Origin of the sequence: Lentzea californiensis, assembly GCF_024648825.1 — a bacterium.
Taxonomy (GTDB): Bacteria; Actinomycetota; Actinomycetes; order Mycobacteriales; family Pseudonocardiaceae; genus Lentzea; species Lentzea californiensis.
Genome location: NZ_JANBBE010000005.1, coordinates 366,025 through 382,186, shown reverse-complemented (window position 1 = coordinate 382,186; position 16,162 = coordinate 366,025). Strand labels below are relative to the sequence as shown.

Annotated in this window: 14 protein-coding genes; 6 read left to right on the top strand and 8 right to left on the bottom strand. The window is 69.1% G+C overall.

From position 1 onward, the window contains the following. Positions 1–24: 24 nt before the first annotated feature. Entirely contained in the window at positions 25–2,253 is a 2,229-nt protein-coding gene (locus LX88_RS21330) for a molybdopterin-dependent oxidoreductase (protein WP_258949548.1), read from the bottom strand. A gap of 11 nt (positions 2,254–2,264) precedes the next feature. Beyond that, the gene (locus LX88_RS21325; protein ID WP_258949547.1) at positions 2,265–2,843 is read right to left on the bottom strand and encodes a TetR/AcrR family transcriptional regulator; all 579 of its coding nucleotides are present in this window, start codon (positions 2,841–2,843) and stop codon (positions 2,265–2,267) included. Between the two features lie 178 nt (positions 2,844–3,021). Here LX88_RS21325 and LX88_RS21320 point away from each other — a divergent pair, with 178 nt between their 5' ends. Beyond that, a complete protein-coding gene (locus LX88_RS21320; protein WP_258949546.1) occupies positions 3,022–3,762 on the top strand; it encodes a ribonuclease activity regulator RraA in 741 nt (246 codons plus the stop codon). A 1-nt stretch (position 3,763) separates the two neighbouring features. Here the strand turns inward: LX88_RS21320 and LX88_RS21315 are convergent, their stop codons facing one another. The 4 genes from LX88_RS21315 to LX88_RS21300 all read right to left on the bottom strand — a co-directional run bounded on the left by LX88_RS21315 (position 3,764) and on the right by LX88_RS21300 (position 9,354). Next, positions 3,764–5,041, bottom strand: a complete 1,278-nt coding sequence (locus tag LX88_RS21315; protein WP_258949545.1) for a mandelate racemase/muconate lactonizing enzyme family protein — start codon at positions 5,039–5,041, stop codon at positions 3,764–3,766. After that, the gene (locus tag LX88_RS21310; protein WP_258949544.1) at positions 5,038–7,047 is read right to left on the bottom strand and encodes an ABC transporter permease; all 2,010 of its coding nucleotides are present in this window, start codon (positions 7,045–7,047) and stop codon (positions 5,038–5,040) included. The genes LX88_RS21315 and LX88_RS21310 overlap by 4 nt, the downstream gene beginning before the upstream one ends. After that, complete coding sequence (locus LX88_RS21305) at positions 7,044–8,468, bottom strand: ABC transporter substrate-binding protein (protein WP_258949543.1); 1,425 nt, start codon at positions 8,466–8,468, stop codon at positions 7,044–7,046. The genes LX88_RS21310 and LX88_RS21305 overlap by 4 nt, the downstream gene beginning before the upstream one ends. A 142-nt stretch (positions 8,469–8,610) precedes the next feature. Then, positions 8,611–9,354, bottom strand: a complete 744-nt coding sequence (locus LX88_RS21300) for a FadR/GntR family transcriptional regulator (RefSeq protein ID WP_258949542.1) — start codon at positions 9,352–9,354, stop codon at positions 8,611–8,613. Between the two features lie 74 nt (positions 9,355–9,428). On the opposite strand from LX88_RS21300, the gene LX88_RS21295 reads away from it, so the two are divergent. Then, entirely contained in the window at positions 9,429–10,586 is a 1,158-nt protein-coding gene (locus tag LX88_RS21295) for a mandelate racemase/muconate lactonizing enzyme family protein (protein WP_258949541.1), read from the top strand. A gap of 3 nt (positions 10,587–10,589) precedes the next feature. On the opposite strand, the gene chvE is transcribed toward LX88_RS21295, so the two are convergent. After that, positions 10,590–11,684 (bottom strand): multiple monosaccharide ABC transporter substrate-binding protein, encoded by a 1,095-nt coding sequence (chvE, locus tag LX88_RS21290; protein WP_258949540.1) that lies wholly within the window; start codon positions 11,682–11,684, stop codon positions 10,590–10,592. Positions 11,685–11,960: 276 nt separating this feature from the next. On the opposite strand from chvE, the gene LX88_RS21285 reads away from it, so the two are divergent. From LX88_RS21285 to LX88_RS21275, 3 genes are all read left to right on the top strand, one after another. Then, a complete protein-coding gene (locus LX88_RS21285; RefSeq protein ID WP_258949539.1) occupies positions 11,961–12,452 on the top strand; it encodes an SRPBCC family protein in 492 nt (163 codons plus the stop codon). 117 nt (positions 12,453–12,569) lie between these two features. Then, positions 12,570–12,977 carry a peptidase inhibitor family I36 protein gene (locus tag LX88_RS21280; protein ID WP_258949538.1) on the top strand — a complete coding sequence of 136 codons (408 nt, stop codon included), beginning with the start codon at positions 12,570–12,572 and terminating at the stop codon, positions 12,975–12,977. 13 nt (positions 12,978–12,990) lie between these two features. Next, on the top strand, positions 12,991–13,356 hold the full coding sequence (locus LX88_RS21275; protein WP_258949537.1) for a peptidase inhibitor family I36 protein: 366 nt from the start codon (positions 12,991–12,993) through the stop codon (positions 13,354–13,356). 68 nt (positions 13,357–13,424) lie between these two features. Here the strand turns inward: LX88_RS21275 and LX88_RS21270 are convergent, their stop codons facing one another. After that, positions 13,425–15,344 carry an AfsR/SARP family transcriptional regulator gene (locus tag LX88_RS21270; RefSeq protein ID WP_258949536.1) on the bottom strand — a complete coding sequence of 640 codons (1,920 nt, stop codon included), beginning with the start codon at positions 15,342–15,344 and terminating at the stop codon, positions 13,425–13,427. A 253-nt stretch (positions 15,345–15,597) separates the two neighbouring features. On the opposite strand from LX88_RS21270, the gene LX88_RS21265 reads away from it, so the two are divergent. Next, positions 15,598–16,146, top strand: coding sequence for an RDD family protein (locus LX88_RS21265; RefSeq protein ID WP_258949535.1), 549 nt, complete (start codon positions 15,598–15,600; stop codon positions 16,144–16,146). Positions 16,147–16,162: the final 16 nt, after the last annotated feature.

Here is a 16,162-nt window from a genome sequence, read left to right as displayed (position 1 = left end):
TGCGGCGCACCCAGGAAGAACCCTTCACCCGAGCGGTTCGAGCCGGGCCGGCACGTGCTTGTGCCACGGCGTGCCGGCCCACTCGTCACGGTCCTCCGCGGCGGTGAGCTCGTTGGGAGCGACGCCCGTGCGCTCCTTCACCGTGAGCCCGAAGCCGTTGGGAAGCGAGATGTGCCCGGAGCGCATGGTGTCCGTGGCGTCCACGGACACCTCCGCGCTGCCGCGCCGGGTCGTGAGCTTGACCCGGTCGCCGGTCGTGACGCCGAGCCTCGTCGCGTCGGTGACGCTCATGCGCAGGCGGCCGTCCGGGTCGCGCCGTCGCCAGCTGGGGTCGCGCATGATCGTGTTGGCGGTGAAGGCGCGTCGTTCTCCCGCGGACAGCACGAACGGCCAGTCCGGGTCCTGTCGCGGGACAGGCCTGTCACCCAGCGCGGCCACCGCGGCGAGCAGTTCCGGCACAGCGAGGTTGATCCGCTCTCCGCGCAGGCGCCGCCACGAGACGTCGTACTCGTCGTCGGTGATGTGCACGCCGTGCGCACCGTTCACGATCGCCTCGAAGAGCCGCTCCCCCGCCTCGAGCCCGGACCCGTAGCCCGCTTTCTCGACTCCGGCCGGGTTCTTGCGGGCGCACTCGTGCGCGGCCATCCACAGCACCGCGGCTGCCGAGGCGTCGTGCGGCAGCGTCGGGCCGAGCGTGCGGTACAGCAGAACGGACGCGAGCCGCCGTTTCACCGGATCCGCGAGTGCGGAGAGGAACGCCTGCGCGAACTCGGCTCGTCCAGCCTGTGCGGCCGCACGCAGTGGTGCGTAGTCGTTTTCGGTGAGCGCGCCGGAGGCCTCGACGAGACGGGCGTGGATCTCCGGCTCGGGCAGCACGCCCTGCGGTGCGGGCACCACGGGGTGTCGCAGGTGGAAGATGTTGCGCGGGAAGTCGAAGTTGAAGAACGTGGCCTCGAACTTCTCGAACTGCGTCGGCGCCGGCAGCACGTAGTCCGCCAGCCGTGCGGTCTCGGTCATCGCGATGTCGATGACGACCACGAGCTCCAGTGCGGCGAGCGCTTCCCGCATCCGGGCCGAGTCGGCCAGGGAGTGCGCGGGGTTCGCGCTCTCGACCAGCATCGCCCGGTAGCGGGCCGGGTGGTCGGTGAGGATCTCCTCCGCGATCACGTTGCACGGCACCAGGCCGCTGATGATCCGCGCGCCCGCGACCGGGCTGCGCGGTCCCTCGTCGCCGGCGTGCCCGCGGTCGCGACCGATCGGCACCAGGCTGGAGGGCACGTACTGGGCGCCCTGCTTGCCGAAGTTGCCGGTGAGCAGCCAGACCAGCTTCTCGACGTAGCTCACGAGCGTGGAGTCGCGGTTCATCTGGACCCCGAGGTCCTCGAACACGGCCACGGAGTCCGCGGCGGCGATCCGGGCGGCGACCGCCCGCACCAGCGCCTCCTCGACGTCGGCGACGGCGCAGTAGTCGCCGACGGGCACCTGCCGCAGGACAGCGGTGACGGCGTCGAGGCCGTCCGTGTGCTCGGCGAGCCAGTCCGCGGCGATCAGGTCCTCCTGCACGAGCACGGCGGCCAGCGCCGTCAGCAGGTAGAGATCGGTGCCCGGCTTGACCTGGAGGTGGAAGTCGGCCAGTTCGGCCGTCTCGGTCCGCACGGGGTCGATCACGATCATCGACCGGGCCGGGTCCTTGGCGATCTCCTTGAGCACCGAGCGGGCGCGCGGGAAACCGTGCGACTGGTAGGGGTTCTTGCCGACGAACAGCGCGACCTCGCAGTGCTCGAAGTCCGCGCGGGTCATGGTGCCGAGCATGCGGGCGCTGACCCAGAACTCGCCGGTCTTCTCCTGCGCGAGCGCGGACGAGCGGTACCGGGCACCGAACGCGGCCAGCGTGGCGGGCGAGTACGCGCCGCCGAGGTGGTTGCCCTGACCGCCACCGCCGTAGTAGAAGATCGCCTCCCCGCCGAAGGTGTCGCGAACCTCGCCCAGACCTGCCGCGATCTCATTGATCGCGGTGTCCCAGTCGATCTCCTCGAAGGTGCCGTCGGGCCGCCGGCGCAGCGGGTGCGTGATCCGGCCCGTGTCACCGTTCTGGTGCAGGTCGAGGCGCAGCGCCTTGTTGCAGGTGTAGCCGGCCGACGCGGGGTGGAGCTTGTCGCCGCGGATCTTGTCGAACGACCGGCCGTCGTCACCGACGAGGACCTCGATCCCGCAGTTGCACTCGCAGAGGATGCAGGCGCTGGGTTTCCACATGGGCCAGGCTCCTAGTCTCGTCGCTCGAGCAGGGGCGCGATCTCGGCGAGCACGTCGTCGAGTGGGCCCAGATCACGGTGAGCGCGACAGAGGATGACCGCTCCCTCGATCGCGGACACGACCAGCGTCGCCAGCCGCTGTGCGCGTTGTGCCGCGAACCCGTTGCCGGTCAACGCTTTCACGAGGCTGGTCTGCCAGCTGGTGAAGATCTCCCGCACCACGTCACCGGCGTCGGGGACGAGGTCGCGGCTGTCCAGGGTCATCGCGGCGACGGGACAGCCCGCCCGGTAGCCGGTCCCGGTCAGCGCCCGCTTCCAGAAAACGACGAGACGCTCCAGCGTCTTCCCGACGTCGCCCTCGGCCGCCGACTCGCTGACCATGGCGGTGATGTAGTCGCCGGCCTGGCGGACCGCATCCAGGACCATCTCGTTCCTGCCACCGGGAAAGTGGTGGTAGACGGAACCCCGTGGCGCACCACTGTGCGCCAGCACCGCGTCGACCGTCACGCCGGCGGCGCCACGTTCCCGCAGCAGCAGCACCGCGCTGTCCAGCATCCGCTGCTTGGTGCCGCGCCTGCCTTGCTCGCTCATCGCGCCGCCCGTGGCTCGGGAGTATGACAGAGACCATAGTCGGTGTCGGCGCCCGTCGCCACCGTCTCCGAAGCGAAAGATCGCGCCATCGACTTTCCTTACCTCGCAGGGGTTCGGCGGACTAGGCTTGGATCATCGAACTCTCCGATGGTCAGCGCGGTCCGAGGGAGCTACCGACGTGGTCGAGACGCACGACATCGTTCGCCCGCCCGCCGAACTGAGTGCGGGCCTCGCGGCCATCGGCAGTGCGACGGCCAGCGCCGAGCTCAGCCGCATGGGCATCCGCAGCGCGTTCATCCGCGGCCCGGTCTCGGTGACGCCCGGCGTGCGCGTGGCCGGACCGGCGCTGACACTGCAGTTCCTGCCGAAGCGGGAGGACCTCTACCCCGTCGACGAGTACGAGGAGCCGGAGAAGCAGCTGCACCGGCACGTCATGTACCACGCCCAGCCCGGCGACATGATCGTCGTCGACGCACGCGGTGACATGAGCAGCGGTGTGTTCGGCGAGATGATGCTGACCTACTTCAAGGGCCGCGGCGGCGCCGGTGTGGTGATCGACGGGTGCCTGCGCGACATCGGTGAGGCCAAGCAGCTCGGCCTCGGGCTGTGGATCCGAGGCGCCACACCGAACTACCACGCCCAGACCGACATCGTCCCGGCCGCCGTCAACGTGCCGGTGGCATGCGGTGGCACGCTCGTCGTGCCGGGTGACATCGTCGTCGCGGACGACGACGGGGCGGTCGTGGTGCCGGTCAAGCTCGCACCCGCTGTCCTGGCGGTCGCTCAGGAACACGCGGAATGGGAGGAGTTCTCCCGGATCCGGCTGTCCGAGGGCGGCGACCTGCGGCGGTACTACCCGCTGTCGGAGGAGGCGCGGCCCGAGTACGAACGGTGGCGTGCCGAGCAGGACCCGGCTTGACTCAACTCCACAACCGGTCGTGGCTCGACTCCGCGTCCCAGTGCGTCGTTTCGGCGAAGAACACCGGGTCGCGCGGGTCGAGGTGGCGCCGCAGCAGTTCCTCGTCGACGTCGCCGAATCCCAGTCCTGGTGTGTCCGGCACCGTGATGTGGCCGTTCTGGATCAGCGGCCGGGGCAGGCCGGTGACGAGGTCGCTCCAGAACTCCACCTCGGTCGCGTGGTGTTCGAGTGCGAGGAAGTTCTCCGTGGCGGCGGCCAGGTGCACGCACGCCATCGTCGCGATCGGTGACGCCGCGAGGTGCAACGCCATCGGGATCCCGCGTTCCTGCGCGTAGTCGCCGAGCCGCTTGGTCTCCGCGATTCCTCCCGCCGTCGCCGGGTCGGGGTGCACGACGCGGATGGCACCGGCGTCGAGCAGCGGCCGGAAACCGTCGAGCAGGTAGATGTCCTCCCCCGTGCACGTCGGGACGGCGACCGCCGAGGTGAGCCGGCGCCACTGGTCGGTCAGCTGCCACGGGATCAGGTCCTCGATCCACGCCAGGGTGAACGGTTCCAGCGCGCGGCCGATGCGGATGCAGGAGTCGAGGGCGATGTGGCCGAAGTGGTCGGCGGCGAGCGCGACGTCGTAGCCGACGACGGAACGCACTACGTCCACATAGGACGCCAGGTGGTCGGCGCCCTTCGCGGTGACCTGGATGCCGGTGAACGGGTGCATCGTCGTCAGGTCCGCGCGGGCGCCCGGCGGCGCGATCAGCGCCCCCGGCACGTCCCACAGCAGGTCGATGCCCACGTCCATCTTCAGCATCGTGAACCCGCGCTGCTTGCGCTCCAGCAGCCGGGCGCCCATCGCGTGCGGGTCCGGCAGCGACGGAGTGTCCGCGTAGCACCGGATCTCGTCCCGGAACCGGCCCCCGATCAACGCGTGCGCGGGCACCCCGTAGGCCTTGCCGGCGAGGTCCATCAGCGCCATCTCGACGCCGGAGACCCCGCCTCCCTGACGGCCGTGGTGCCCGAACTGCTTGATCTTGCGGAAGATCTTGTCGACGTTGCAGGGGTTCTCGCCGACGAGCCGGCTCTTGAGCACGAGCGCGTAGGTGGCGCTGGCCTGGTCGCGCACCTCCCCGTAGCCGGCCAGCCCCTGGTTGGTGTCGATCCTGATGATCGACGAGCGGAACGGCACGCCGGCCACGTTGGCGACCCGCAGGTCGGTGATGCGCAGGTCGCTCGGCCGGGACCCCGTCGCGACGTGCTCCTCCGTGATCGCCGGCGTCTCGCTCATCCCTTCACGGCCCCCGCGGTGAGGCCCTCGGTCAGGAACCGCTGCCCGAACGCGTACATGGTCACGACCGGGATGCTGATCAGCAGCGAGGCCGCCGCCAGCTGTCCCTGCGGCACGACGTCACCGAAGATCATCGACTGCATGCCGACGGGCAGCGTCTTGTAGCCGTCCTTGGTGATGAACACGAAGGCGAACAGGAACTCGTTCCACGCGTTGGTGAGCGTGAACAGCGCGACCGCGAGCAGCCCCGGCTTGGCCAGCGGCAGCACGATCCGGATGAACGCCCCGAACCGCGTGCAGCCGTCGACCAGCGCGGCCTCCTCGAGGTCGGCCGGGATCGACTTGAAGTAGCCGACGAGCAGCCACGTCGCGAACGGCAGGGTGAACGTCGGGTACGCGAGCACGAGCGCCCACAACGAGTCGTTGAGCCCGATCCCGCTCATCATCTGGTACAGCGGGATGAACAGCAGCGCGCCCGGCATCACGTAGGTGAGCAGGATCGTCACCGTGAAGCTCTCCGAACCCCGGAACTTCAGCCGTGCCAGCGCATAGCCCGCCAGTGCCGCGCAGACCAGGGCGATCAGGGTGGACGCCACCGACACCAGGATCGTGTTGACGTACCAGGTGCCGAACGCCCTGCCCGAGAACAGGTTGGTGAACTGCTCGGTGCTCCACGGCGTCGGCCAGAGGTCGTCGGTGCGCGCGACGATCTGGTTGTCGGACTTGAAGGCCGTGACCGTCATCCAGTAGAGCGGGGCGAGCACGAAGCCCAGCAGGCCCACGAGCGCGATCCCGCTGCCGGTGCCGCCGACCACGCGGGCGGCCAGCCGGTTCCCCCGCGCGGCGAGCACGGAGACGACCCGTCCGACGCCGGCCGCGAGCACCACGAACACGCCCAGCACGAGCGCGGCCTTCCACACGATGTGCGGCGAAGCCCAGACCAGGACGAGCACCGAGGCCACGACGACCACCCACGGCAACGCCCTGCGCTGAGCGGGGGTCAGCCTCCTGCGGCCCAGGTCGCCCGTGCCCGGGAGATCACTGCGCCGCATCATGCGCACGAGGATCACCACGAGGATGCCGATGATCGGCAGCATCACCAGCGTGACCGCCGCGCCCGCGCCCAGCTGCAACTGCTGGATGGCCTTCGAGTAGGCCACCATCACGTACGGGGCGGTGGCGTCCCCCGGCCCGCCCTGGGTCATCAGCCAGATCAGGTCGAAGTTGTTGAACGTCCAGATCGACGACAGCAGCACCGTCACGATCATGATGTGACGCAGCCCCGGCAGCGTGATGTGCTTGAAGCGCTGCCACGGCGAGGCACCGTCCACAATGGCCGCTTCGTAGAGACCGCTGTCGATCGCCTTGAGTCCGGCGAGGAACGTCACCGTGAAGAACGGGATGCCCTTCCAGACGTTGACCAGGATGACCGCCGGCATCGCGAGCGCTGGATCGGACAACCACTCCGCAGGCCACCTGTCGACGAGCCCGGTCGCCGCGAGGGCCGGCCCGATGCCCGAGTCGGTGAGCAGGACGTTGACGCTGCCGAAGATCGGGTCGAACAACGACCGCCAGGTGAAGGCCGTGACGACCGTCGGCACCACCCACGGCAACAGGATCACGCCGGCGATGATCGCCCGGCCGCGGCGCATGTGGTGCAGCATCAACGCCGCGATGAGGCCGAGGACCACCTTGAAGATCTCGGCGTACGCGGTGAAGACGAACGAGTTGAGCACGCCCTTGTGGAACACGGCGTCGTTGATGAGGGCGGTGTAGTTGTCCAGCCCGACGAAGACCGTCTCCGCACCGTGGCGTTCCGTCGTGCTGGTGAGGACCGAGCTGACGATCGGGAACAGGATCAGGCCCGAGACCAGCAGCAGCGTCGGCCCGATGAACACCGCGGCGAGGCGCCAGTCGCGTCCGAGCAGCCGCTGCGACCTGGTGAGCGAGGACGACCCGCGCGGCGCCGGACGAACCGGCGCCGGCCGCTCACGCAGGATGGTCACTGCTTGTAGCCCTGCTGCTCGAAGACCTGGACGATCCTGGCGTGGGTCGCGGCGACGGCGTCGGCGGGCCGGGTGCCCTGGATGACCGACTGCATCATGTCGGTCAGCAGGTAGGCGGCGGTGGCGGCCTGCTCACCGGGGCTCGGCGCCTGCGGGAACGAGAAGCCGGTCCTGGTGGTCAGCGGAAGCGGCGTGCGGGTCTGCTCCCGCAGCGCGGGGAAGGCCGGGTCACCGCCGGTGTAGTACGGGTCGGAGTCCCAGACCTTGTCCCACGAGGGGTTGACCAGGCACGGTGCCCCCTTCGCGACACCGAGCAGCGCGCTCCCGCTGACCATGTACTTCGCCACCAGCTTGGCGAGATCGGGGTTCTTCGCCCCCTTGAACACGACGAACGAGTTGGACTCGCCGAACGCGAGCGGCTTGTCGATCGCCGGTCCGGTGGCGCCGTTGAACGGGTGGGTGTTGGCGTAGACCGGGTTGTTCTTGGTCTTCGAGTCGGCGTAGACGCTGAACTGGTTGAGCGTGAGCCCCAGGATCTGGGCCAGCCAGTTCTCGTTGTTGCTCGAGTCGGTCCAGCTGCCGATCCCCGGCGGCAGCATCGGCGTGTACTTCGGGTTCGTGTAGATGTCGCCGATGAACGTGACGGCGGCGACGGTCTCCGGCGAGTTGAACACCACCTTCGTGCCGGTGTTGTCCGCGATCGCGCCGCCGTAGCAGTTGACGACGTTCGCGATGAAGCCGTTGGCGTCGCCGGAGCGGTTCACCGTGAGACCCCAGCCGAAGCGCTTCTTCGCCGGGTCGGAGACCGCCAACGCGTTGTCGCGCAACTCCTCCCACGTGTAATGGGGTTTGAGCGGGAGCCCCTTCTCCTGGTACCAGTCCTTGCGCAGGTACATCGCGGAGGCGATGAAGTGGTACGGGATCGCGAACCAGCGACCGCCGAACACGCAGTAGGTGGTCGCCTCCGTCGCGGGCTCCCCGTAGAGCTTGCGCATCTCGTCGACCACGTCGGTGACGTCGGTGAGGGCGCCGAGGTTGTGGAGCTGGCCGACGAACCGCCGGTCGCTCACGAAGGCGAAGTCGCGACTGGTGCCCGCCTTCACCTCGGCGTCCATCTTCGCGACCATGTCCCCGGCGTCACCGGAGACCAGGTCGTTGCGGACCGTGGTTCCCGTGGCCTGTGCGAACACCTGCAACGACCGGTCCAGCGCCTGGTTGGCGGCCTCGGAGTAGAGCTTCTGCGAGAGCATGCCCACCGACCCGCCGCGCAGCGACGCCGCCTGGTCCAGCAGGGCCTGGGGCACCTGGACGTCCACCTGCGGTGCGGGTGCGGGCCCTGGCCCGCACCCGGCGAGACCGAGCACGCCCAGCGCGCTCACCCCCAGGAAAGTGCGCCTGGATAAGTCCGTTTTCTCTTCCATGACCACTCCTCTCGCGTCCGGTCGAGCGGACGCGTACCGACGGGGCGACGTTGCAACCGGCGGGACAACGAGGCATGGGCCGCGCTGCCGGGTCGTTCATGCGCTGAAGAACGGTGATCTGGTGCTGTGGTGATCTGGTGCGCTAGCGCCGTCGGGCGGCCCGTTTGGTCTGCTGCTCCTTCTCCGCGAGGAGGTTGGAGTTGTTGGCCAGGTGCTTGCGCATCGCGGCGCGGGCAGCTGCCGGGTCGCGCGCCACGAGCGCCTCGTAGATCTCCGTGTGGTCACAGGTGGCCTTGCGCAGCGCGGCCGGCGCCTCGTTGGTGATGCGCCGGCTGGCCGTGCCGAGCCACCGGGCGGAGTACATGATCCGGTCGAGGATGCGGTTGTCGGCCGCCCGGCAGATCTCCATGTGGAACTCGTGGTCGACCTCGAGGTAGGCGTTGGGATCGGATTCGAGCGCCGCCATGCGGTCGAGCTCGTCCCTGAGCCGGTCCAGCGTCTCGCCGGTGACGCTGGTCGCGGCCATCGCGGCGAGTTCGGGTTCGAGCAGCACGCGCATCTGGTGCAGCTCCTGCAGCAGCTCGCCGACGATCTCCGTGGGCATCCACTCGATCAGCAACGGGCTCAGGTAGTCCCACTCGGCCGGAGGGCGCACGACGACGCGGCGGCCCTGCGCGACCTCGACGATGTCGAGCGAGGCCAGGATCTTGAGCGTCTCCCGCGCCACCACGCGGGACACCCCGAACTCACGCGAGATGTCGAGCTCCGACGGAGCACGGCCGTCCTCGATCTCACCGCTGACGATGCGCCGGGTCAGGTGTGCCGCCACCTGCACCGGGAGAGTCCGGACCTTGACAGCGTCCGAAGACTCTTGTCCCCTTTGCATGTCATCAGCTTATAGGACAAGTTAGACATCGCGACAGACTCCGTTCATCTGCACGACCCAGCGGCGGGAGAGCAATGCGGATCGTGAACGTCACGACGGCGGTGGTCGACTACCACGGCCAGGCCACGCTGGTCCGGATCGACACCGACGAGGGCCTCAGCGGGTTCGGCGAGGCCAATCCCGATGCCGGCGCGGGTGCCGTCGTCGGAATGATCGAGTTCCTGACACCCCTCCTGATCGGCGAGGACCCGCGCAACGTCGAGCGGTGCTGGGAGAAGCTGCGCCGCAACAAGGTCTTCGCCGGTCCCCAGGGCGGGGTGTTCGTGATCGCCCTGTCCGGCATCGAGCTCGCGCTGTGGGACCTCGCGGGCAAGGCAGCGGGCCAGCCTGTCTACCGGATGCTCGGCGGGAAGTTCCGCGACCGCATCCGCCTCTACGCCGACTGCGGCGACGGCGACGACCCGGCGGGGTCGATCGCCGGGTGCGTCGACCGGGCCCAGCGGATGGTCGAGGAAGGCTTCACGGCCATCAAGTTCGACATCGACAACCTCCACCACCCCGCGAAGTTCGACGCGTTCAACCACACGGTCAACGCCGCCGAGCTGCGATCGATGACCGAACGCGTGGCAGCCGTCCGGGAGGCGATCGGACCGGACGTCGACCTGGCCATCGACCTGCACGCCCGCTACGACGTGCCGAGCGCCTGCCGGATCTCGTGGGAGCTCGAACCGTTCCGCCTGATGTGGCTGGAGGAACCACTGCCGGCGGAGAACGTCGACGCGCTCGCACGGGTGCGCGCGCAGACCCGCACGCCGATCTGCGCGGGCGAGAACCTCTACCTGCGATGGGGTTTTCGCGACCTGCTCGAACGCGGCGCCGTGGACGTCATCGAGCCGGACGTGCCGAAGTGCGGCGGCCTCGCCGAAGCCAAGAAGATCGCCAACCTCGCGGAGATGCACTACATCCCGTTCGCACCGCACCTGGTGTCGACACCCTTGGGCACGATGGCCACGTCGCACCTCTGCGGAGCCATCCCGAACTTCTTCGTCCAGGAATGGCACGCGCTCGACGAGCGCGCGGTGTGGGACAGCTACGTCCACGCCCCCGACGGGAGCGGCTCGATCGTGAAGGACGGCTACATCACGCTGCCCGACACCCCCGGCATCGGCGTGGAGCTCGACATGGACGGCGTGCGGGCACACGCCGTCGCGGGCTACGGGCTGTTCGAGTGACGGCTAGCGGAGCTGGTCGTCGGTGTAGTACCCGGACTCCACGAGAACCTTGTGGTAGTTGCCCTTGTCGACGCTCACCGGGTTCAGCAGGAAGGCAGGGACGACCTTGACGCCGTTGTCGTAGTCGTTGAGGTTGTTCAGCTGCGGCGGCGTGCGGCCCTTCAGCACGGCCTCGGCCATCAACGCCGTGACCTTCGCCAGTTCGCGGGTGTCCTTGTAGATCGTCGAGTACTGCTGGCCGGCGAGGATGGACTTCACCGAGCCGAGCTCGGCGTCCTGGCCGGTCACGGTCGGGAACTCGGGGCCGTAGCCGCCGTTCTTCAGCGCGGTGAGGATGCCGAGGGAAATGCCGTCGTAGGGCGAGAGCACGCCGTTCACCTTGGCACGGCGGTATGTCGTGCCAAGGATCTCCTCCATGCGCTTGCGGGCGGTCTCGCCGTCCCACCGGAGGGTCGTGACGGCCTGGAAGTCCGTCTGACCGCTGCGCACCACCAGCTTGCCGCTGTCGAGGTGCGGCTGGAGCACGGACATGGCGCCGTTGAAGAAGAACGCCGCGTTGTTGTCGTCCGCCGAGCCGGCGAACAGTTCGATGTTGAACGGACCCGTGGCGGCGCCGGGGCTGCCGTCTGGGTTGCGCAGGCCCAGCCCGGTGAGCAGCGACTCGGCCTGGTAGACGCCGACCCGGAAGTTCTCGAACGTCGCGTAGAAGTCGACGTTCGGGCTGTTGCGCAGGAGCCGGTCGTAGGCGATCACCGGGATCTCGGCGTTCGCGGCAGTGTCGAGCGGCTTGGTCAGCGCCGAGCCGTCCACCGAAGCGATGATCAGGAGCTTCGCGCCCTTGGCGATCTGGTCCTCGATCTGCTTCACCTGGTCGGCCACGTCGTTCTCGGCGTAGCGGAGGTCGACCCGGTGCCCCCGCGCTTCCAGGTCGCGCTTGATGTTCTCGCCGTCGCTGATCCAGCGCTCCGACTTGGTCGTCGGCATGGTGACGCCCACGAGCGCACCGTCGCCGGAGCCGGGTTGCTGACCGGCCGCCGGTGCGCCGCACGCCGCCGCCAACAGCGCGACCGCCAGCACGGCGAACCTCGGGAATCCCATTCCTGCTCCTCGCGTGGATCAACGTTGACGGTCGCCACGGTCTCGGGGCAGGCCGGAACACGGCCTGTGTGTGATCGGCGCCACAAGCGGATGTGCACGTTAACAAGCGAACATGGGTGAATCAAGCGAAGACGCGAAGTCGTTGTCAGCTCCCGATTCGCATCTTGAATGACTCCTTGCAGCTGTCGTGGACAGGGCACTCGCCCGACTCGAAGGACATATGCGACAAAGCTGTTAGTGTGCGCCCCGTTCGCACGAGAACTGGAGCGCCGCGCCATGAAGTACACCCTCTCGATGGAGATCGCCCTGCCACGAGAGAGGGTGGTCCAGCTGCTCTCCGACCCCGAACACATGCCGAAGTGGTTGCGGGGCCTGGTGGAACACGAGCCGCTGAGCGGAGTGCACGGGCAGGTCGGCACCAGGTCGCGAGTGGTGATGCAGTCGGGTCAGCAGAAGTTCGAGGGGATCGAGACCATCACGCGCCGGGAACCGGTGGACCTGCAAGGGCTCGCGAGGGAGAGCGTCGTCCACTACGAACGCGAGATCGTCGCCAAGGGCATGTGGAGCGCCGCGCGCGAGCGCTTCACCGAGATCGGCCCGGAGACGACGCTGTGGGTGAGCGAGAACGAGTACAGGTTCAGCGGCGTGCTGATGCGACTGGTGGGGCTCTTGATGCCCGGCACCTTCCGCAAGCAGTCGCTGCAGCACATGCAGGACTTCAAGGCCTTTGCAGAGCACGGGCAGGACGTCCGCGAGGCGAAGGCCTGAACCGCGGTCTGCTGAAGGTGCGCCCCGCGGTTAGTCGCTGTTAGTGGATGGTTAGCGCGGTTCCCCAGTCTCGGTGACGGAGGCGAGATCGCCTCTTCCTGAGAAGGGGGAGTTCTCTTGATTCGCAAAACCCTGATGGCCCTGGCCGGAGCCGCGTTCGCGGCGTCGCTGGTGACGATGCCCGCGAGCGCGTCGTCCGTTCCGGAGATCACCGAGCCGAGCGGTGACGTGTCGGCCGCCGCCTACAGCGACTGCCCCGCGGCGCGGTTGTGCATCTGGACGGGTCTCAACGGCACCGGTGCGATCGGCATCTTCGCCGTCGGTGACGCCAACCTCGGTGCGGCTCCCGGGCCCAGCGGGCTCAACAACAACGCCGAGAGCATGATGAACCGCACCAGTCAGCGGTGGTGCCACTACGACGGCGCCAACTACACGGCCCTGATGGCGGCCGGTGGGCCTGGTGGCGGGGCGAACATGCTGGTGCAGTTCCGCAACCGGATCACCTCGTTGCGGGTGTGCCCCTGACCGGAGGTGAATCGTGCTGGCCAGCAGAGCAGCAGCGCTCCTGGCCGGCGCGGTGATGGCGGGGTCGCTGTTCGCAGCGGCCCCTGCCGTCGCCGGGCCGGTGTCACCGGACGCGTGGAACGAGTGCCCCGCGAGCCGGTTCTGCATGTGGACCGGTGTCGGCGGCACGGAGCGGATCATCATCCTCCAGGTCGGTGACCCCGATCTGGGCACCCCAGGTGCCCGGCCCGTCGTCAGGAGTGCGTACAACCGCACCGATGCGCGATGGTGCTTGTACCGCAGCACCTACTACAGGGACCTCATCGGCGCCGTGAACCCTGGCGGTCTGGCAAACCTCCGACCGAGTACCCGCGTGGCATCGGTGCGGCCCTGCCCCTAGGAACCGGTCAAATGCCAGTGCACCGCGCGGGACGGCCTGTCCTCAGGTCGGCCCGCGCGATGCACGGATCAGGAGTCGTTGTGTCCACAGTGGTCGAAGTACCGCTGGCACACCACGGCCAGTTCCCAGGCGTGTTCGGCCATACCGCGCACCGCCGCTGTCTCGACGACGGCCCGTAGTGTCGGCAGTTCGGTGTCGAACCACGCGATCGGGTCGCAGGCGTCGGCTTCCGCGTGGTGACGCAGTGCATTGCCGGGCAAGGGCTTCAGCACGCCCGCGGGCAGCCGGGCGACCATCGACTCCGCCATCGCGAGGCAGGCACCGACCGCGCGGGTGAGCACGGCACCCTGCTCGGGTTCGGCCTGTTCGGCTGCGAAGCAGCGCAGCAGGTCGTGCATGCCGTACCGGATCGAGGTGCCGCATCCGGCGGTGCTCAGCAGGTGCCAGCTGACCAGGTCCTCCAGCACCCGTTCCGCGCCGGTCTGCCCGACGTCCAGCAGTGCGGCCGCGAGCCAGCCGGGCACCGTGGTGGCGGGCAGCAGACCCAGGCGGCGGAACAACATCTGGTGCGACTGAGACAGCTGCCGGTAGCTCGCGTCGAAGCTCGCCCGCACGCCGAGGTCGCCCACCTCCAGCCAGTCGAGCCTGGTGCGTTCGTCGGCGAGCTGGGCGGCCAGGTCGTCGACCGTCCAGTGTGGATGGTCGAGCAACAGTGCTCCCGCGACGCGCAACGCCAGTGGCAACCCGCCGCAGTGCGCCACCAGCGCGTCGCCCGGCGGCACTCCGACGATCTTCGTCAGCAGCTCGGCCGACTCGCCGGCGTCGAGCAGGCCCAGCCGCACCAGTCGCGCGCCCTCCAGCTCGCCGAGAGTGCGTCTGCTCGTCACCAGCACCGCGCAGCCGGGTTCGGCCGGCACGAACGGCCGCACCTGGCGCGCGGCGGCCGCGTTGTCGACGACCAGCAACACCTCCCGTCCGGCCAGCAGGTCCCGCAGCAGTGCCGAGCACTCGTCCTCCGCGCCAGGCACGAGGTCCGCGGGAACCCCGAGCGCGCGCAGGAACTGTTGCAGCACAGCCATCGTGTCGTCGCCGCGCAACGTCGCGAAGAGCTGACCGTCCGGGAAACGCTCGCGCACCCGGTGTGCCAGCTGCACGACGAGCGCCGTCTTGCCGAGCCCCGCGGCACCTGAGACGGCGACGAGCGGTGAGCGTTCCCTGCCCGGCGCGGTGAGCACGTCCGTCAGCTCGGTGAGCAACTCCTCGCGACTGACGAAGTCGGGCAGCGCCGGCGGCAGCTGACGCGGCTGGTGTGCCTCGCGCGGCACCGGAAACGCGGGCCGCACGCCCGGTTCGCCTCGCAGGATGCGGGCGTGCAGCGAGCACAGCTGAGCCGACGGCTCGACGCCCAGCTCGTCCACCATGGTGCGGCGGAACGCGAGGAACACGTCGAGCGCCTCGGACACCCGCCCGCGCCGTGCCAGCGCGGTCATCAGCTGGGCGCGCACCCGTTCGCGCAACGGGTGCTCGGCCGCGGCGGCGGTGAGCTCGCCGATCAGGTCGGCGCTGCCGCCGAGCAGGAGGTCGGCGTCGGCGCGCTCCTCCAGCACCGTCATCCGCAGCTCGTCGAGCTGTGCGGCCACCGGCTCGGTGAGGTGCGGGTCGGCGGGACCGTCCCAGCGCCTGAGCGCCTCGCGCAACCGCGTAGCACCCAACGCCACGTCACCGGCCGCGATCAGCTCGCGCGCGGCCGCCAGGTCCTGCCGCACGAGCTCGACGTCGAGTTCTGCCGCAGCGCAGCGCAGCACGTACCCCGCCGCCGCGGTCGCGATCCGCTCCTTGCCGAGCAGCCCCCGCAGCCGCGAGACGATGCCCTGCAACTGCACCTTCGCCGACGCCGGCGGTACCTCGCCCCACAGCTCGTCGGACATCCGGCCGACCGGCACGACCTCGTTCGCGTGCCACACGAGCAGGGCTAGCACCGTACGCATCTGCGGTGTGCCCAAAGCGACCCCGGCACCGTCGCATTCCACCCGAAACGGTCCGAGCAACCTGAAACACCACATCCCCCGGTACCTCCCCGCCGCTGAGGGTGACACAGGGTCCGAGGCTGCCGCAGGTTGTTCGATGACATCCAACCTCAGGCGCGACGCACAGGATCCCGGTGCCGTCCAGGGGTTGATCAACCGATACAGGCGAGGGGACGTCTCCGCTACGTTCGGTCCTCACGACTGGGAAGGCATCATGAGCGTCATCGGCTCCGACCGGCCGCCGAGCCGGCTGGACGTTTTCAAGCAGCACGTGGAACAAGAGTTCGGTTCGAGGATCGCGCAACGGCTCGACACGTTCGAGGACGGGACCTTCTACGTCACGGCGGGCGGGTGGGCGCGCCTGCTGTCCTGGTTCGTGGACTTCGTCGTCTACCTGCTCAGCGCGTTCGCCGGTTTCATCGCGGTCGTGCTCGCCACCCGTGACAGCGAGATCTCCGACAACGCGGCGTTGCTGACCATCCTCGGTCTGCTGGTCGGCGTGCCGCTCGTCTACGGCCTGTTCTTCGGCAACGGCCGCGCGCTCGGCGCGGTGCTCACCGGAACCCGCCTGGTCCGCGTCAAGAACGGCCACCGGATCGGCGCGGCGGCCCCCTGGGCCATGCTCGTGCGCACCGTGCTGTTCCCACTGTTGATCGCTGCCATGACAGTCGGCGGGGCGGTCGACGGCTCGCTCAGCAGGGTCAGCATCGACGACGGCGCCACCCGTCGACTGCACGCGGCCGGCTTCCTGCGCGTTGAGTGATGATCTTCCGTGAACG

Excerpts from the sequence above, each read along its gene's own strand:
- LX88_RS21330 (WP_258949548.1), bottom strand. The coding sequence starts at position 2,253 with ATGTGGAAACCCAGCGCCTGCATCCTCTGCGAGTGCAACTGCGGGATC.
- LX88_RS21325 (WP_258949547.1), bottom strand. The coding sequence starts at position 2,843 with ATGAGCGAGCAAGGCAGGCGCGGCACCAAGCAGCGGATGCTGGACAGC.
- LX88_RS21315 (WP_258949545.1), bottom strand. The coding sequence starts at position 5,041 with ATGAGCGAGACGCCGGCGATCACGGAGGAGCACGTCGCGACGGGGTCC.
- LX88_RS21305 (WP_258949543.1), bottom strand. The coding sequence starts at position 8,468 with ATGGAAGAGAAAACGGACTTATCCAGGCGCACTTTCCTGGGGGTGAGC.
- LX88_RS21300 (WP_258949542.1), bottom strand. The coding sequence starts at position 9,354 with ATGCAAAGGGGACAAGAGTCTTCGGACGCTGTCAAGGTCCGGACTCTC.
- LX88_RS21295 (WP_258949541.1), top strand. The coding sequence starts at position 9,429 with ATGCGGATCGTGAACGTCACGACGGCGGTGGTCGACTACCACGGCCAG.
- chvE (WP_258949540.1), bottom strand. The coding sequence starts at position 11,684 with ATGGGATTCCCGAGGTTCGCCGTGCTGGCGGTCGCGCTGTTGGCGGCG.
- LX88_RS21285 (WP_258949539.1), top strand. The coding sequence starts at position 11,961 with ATGAAGTACACCCTCTCGATGGAGATCGCCCTGCCACGAGAGAGGGTG.
- LX88_RS21270 (WP_258949536.1), bottom strand. The coding sequence starts at position 15,344 with ATGCGTACGGTGCTAGCCCTGCTCGTGTGGCACGCGAACGAGGTCGTG.
- LX88_RS21265 (WP_258949535.1), top strand. The coding sequence starts at position 15,598 with ATGAGCGTCATCGGCTCCGACCGGCCGCCGAGCCGGCTGGACGTTTTC.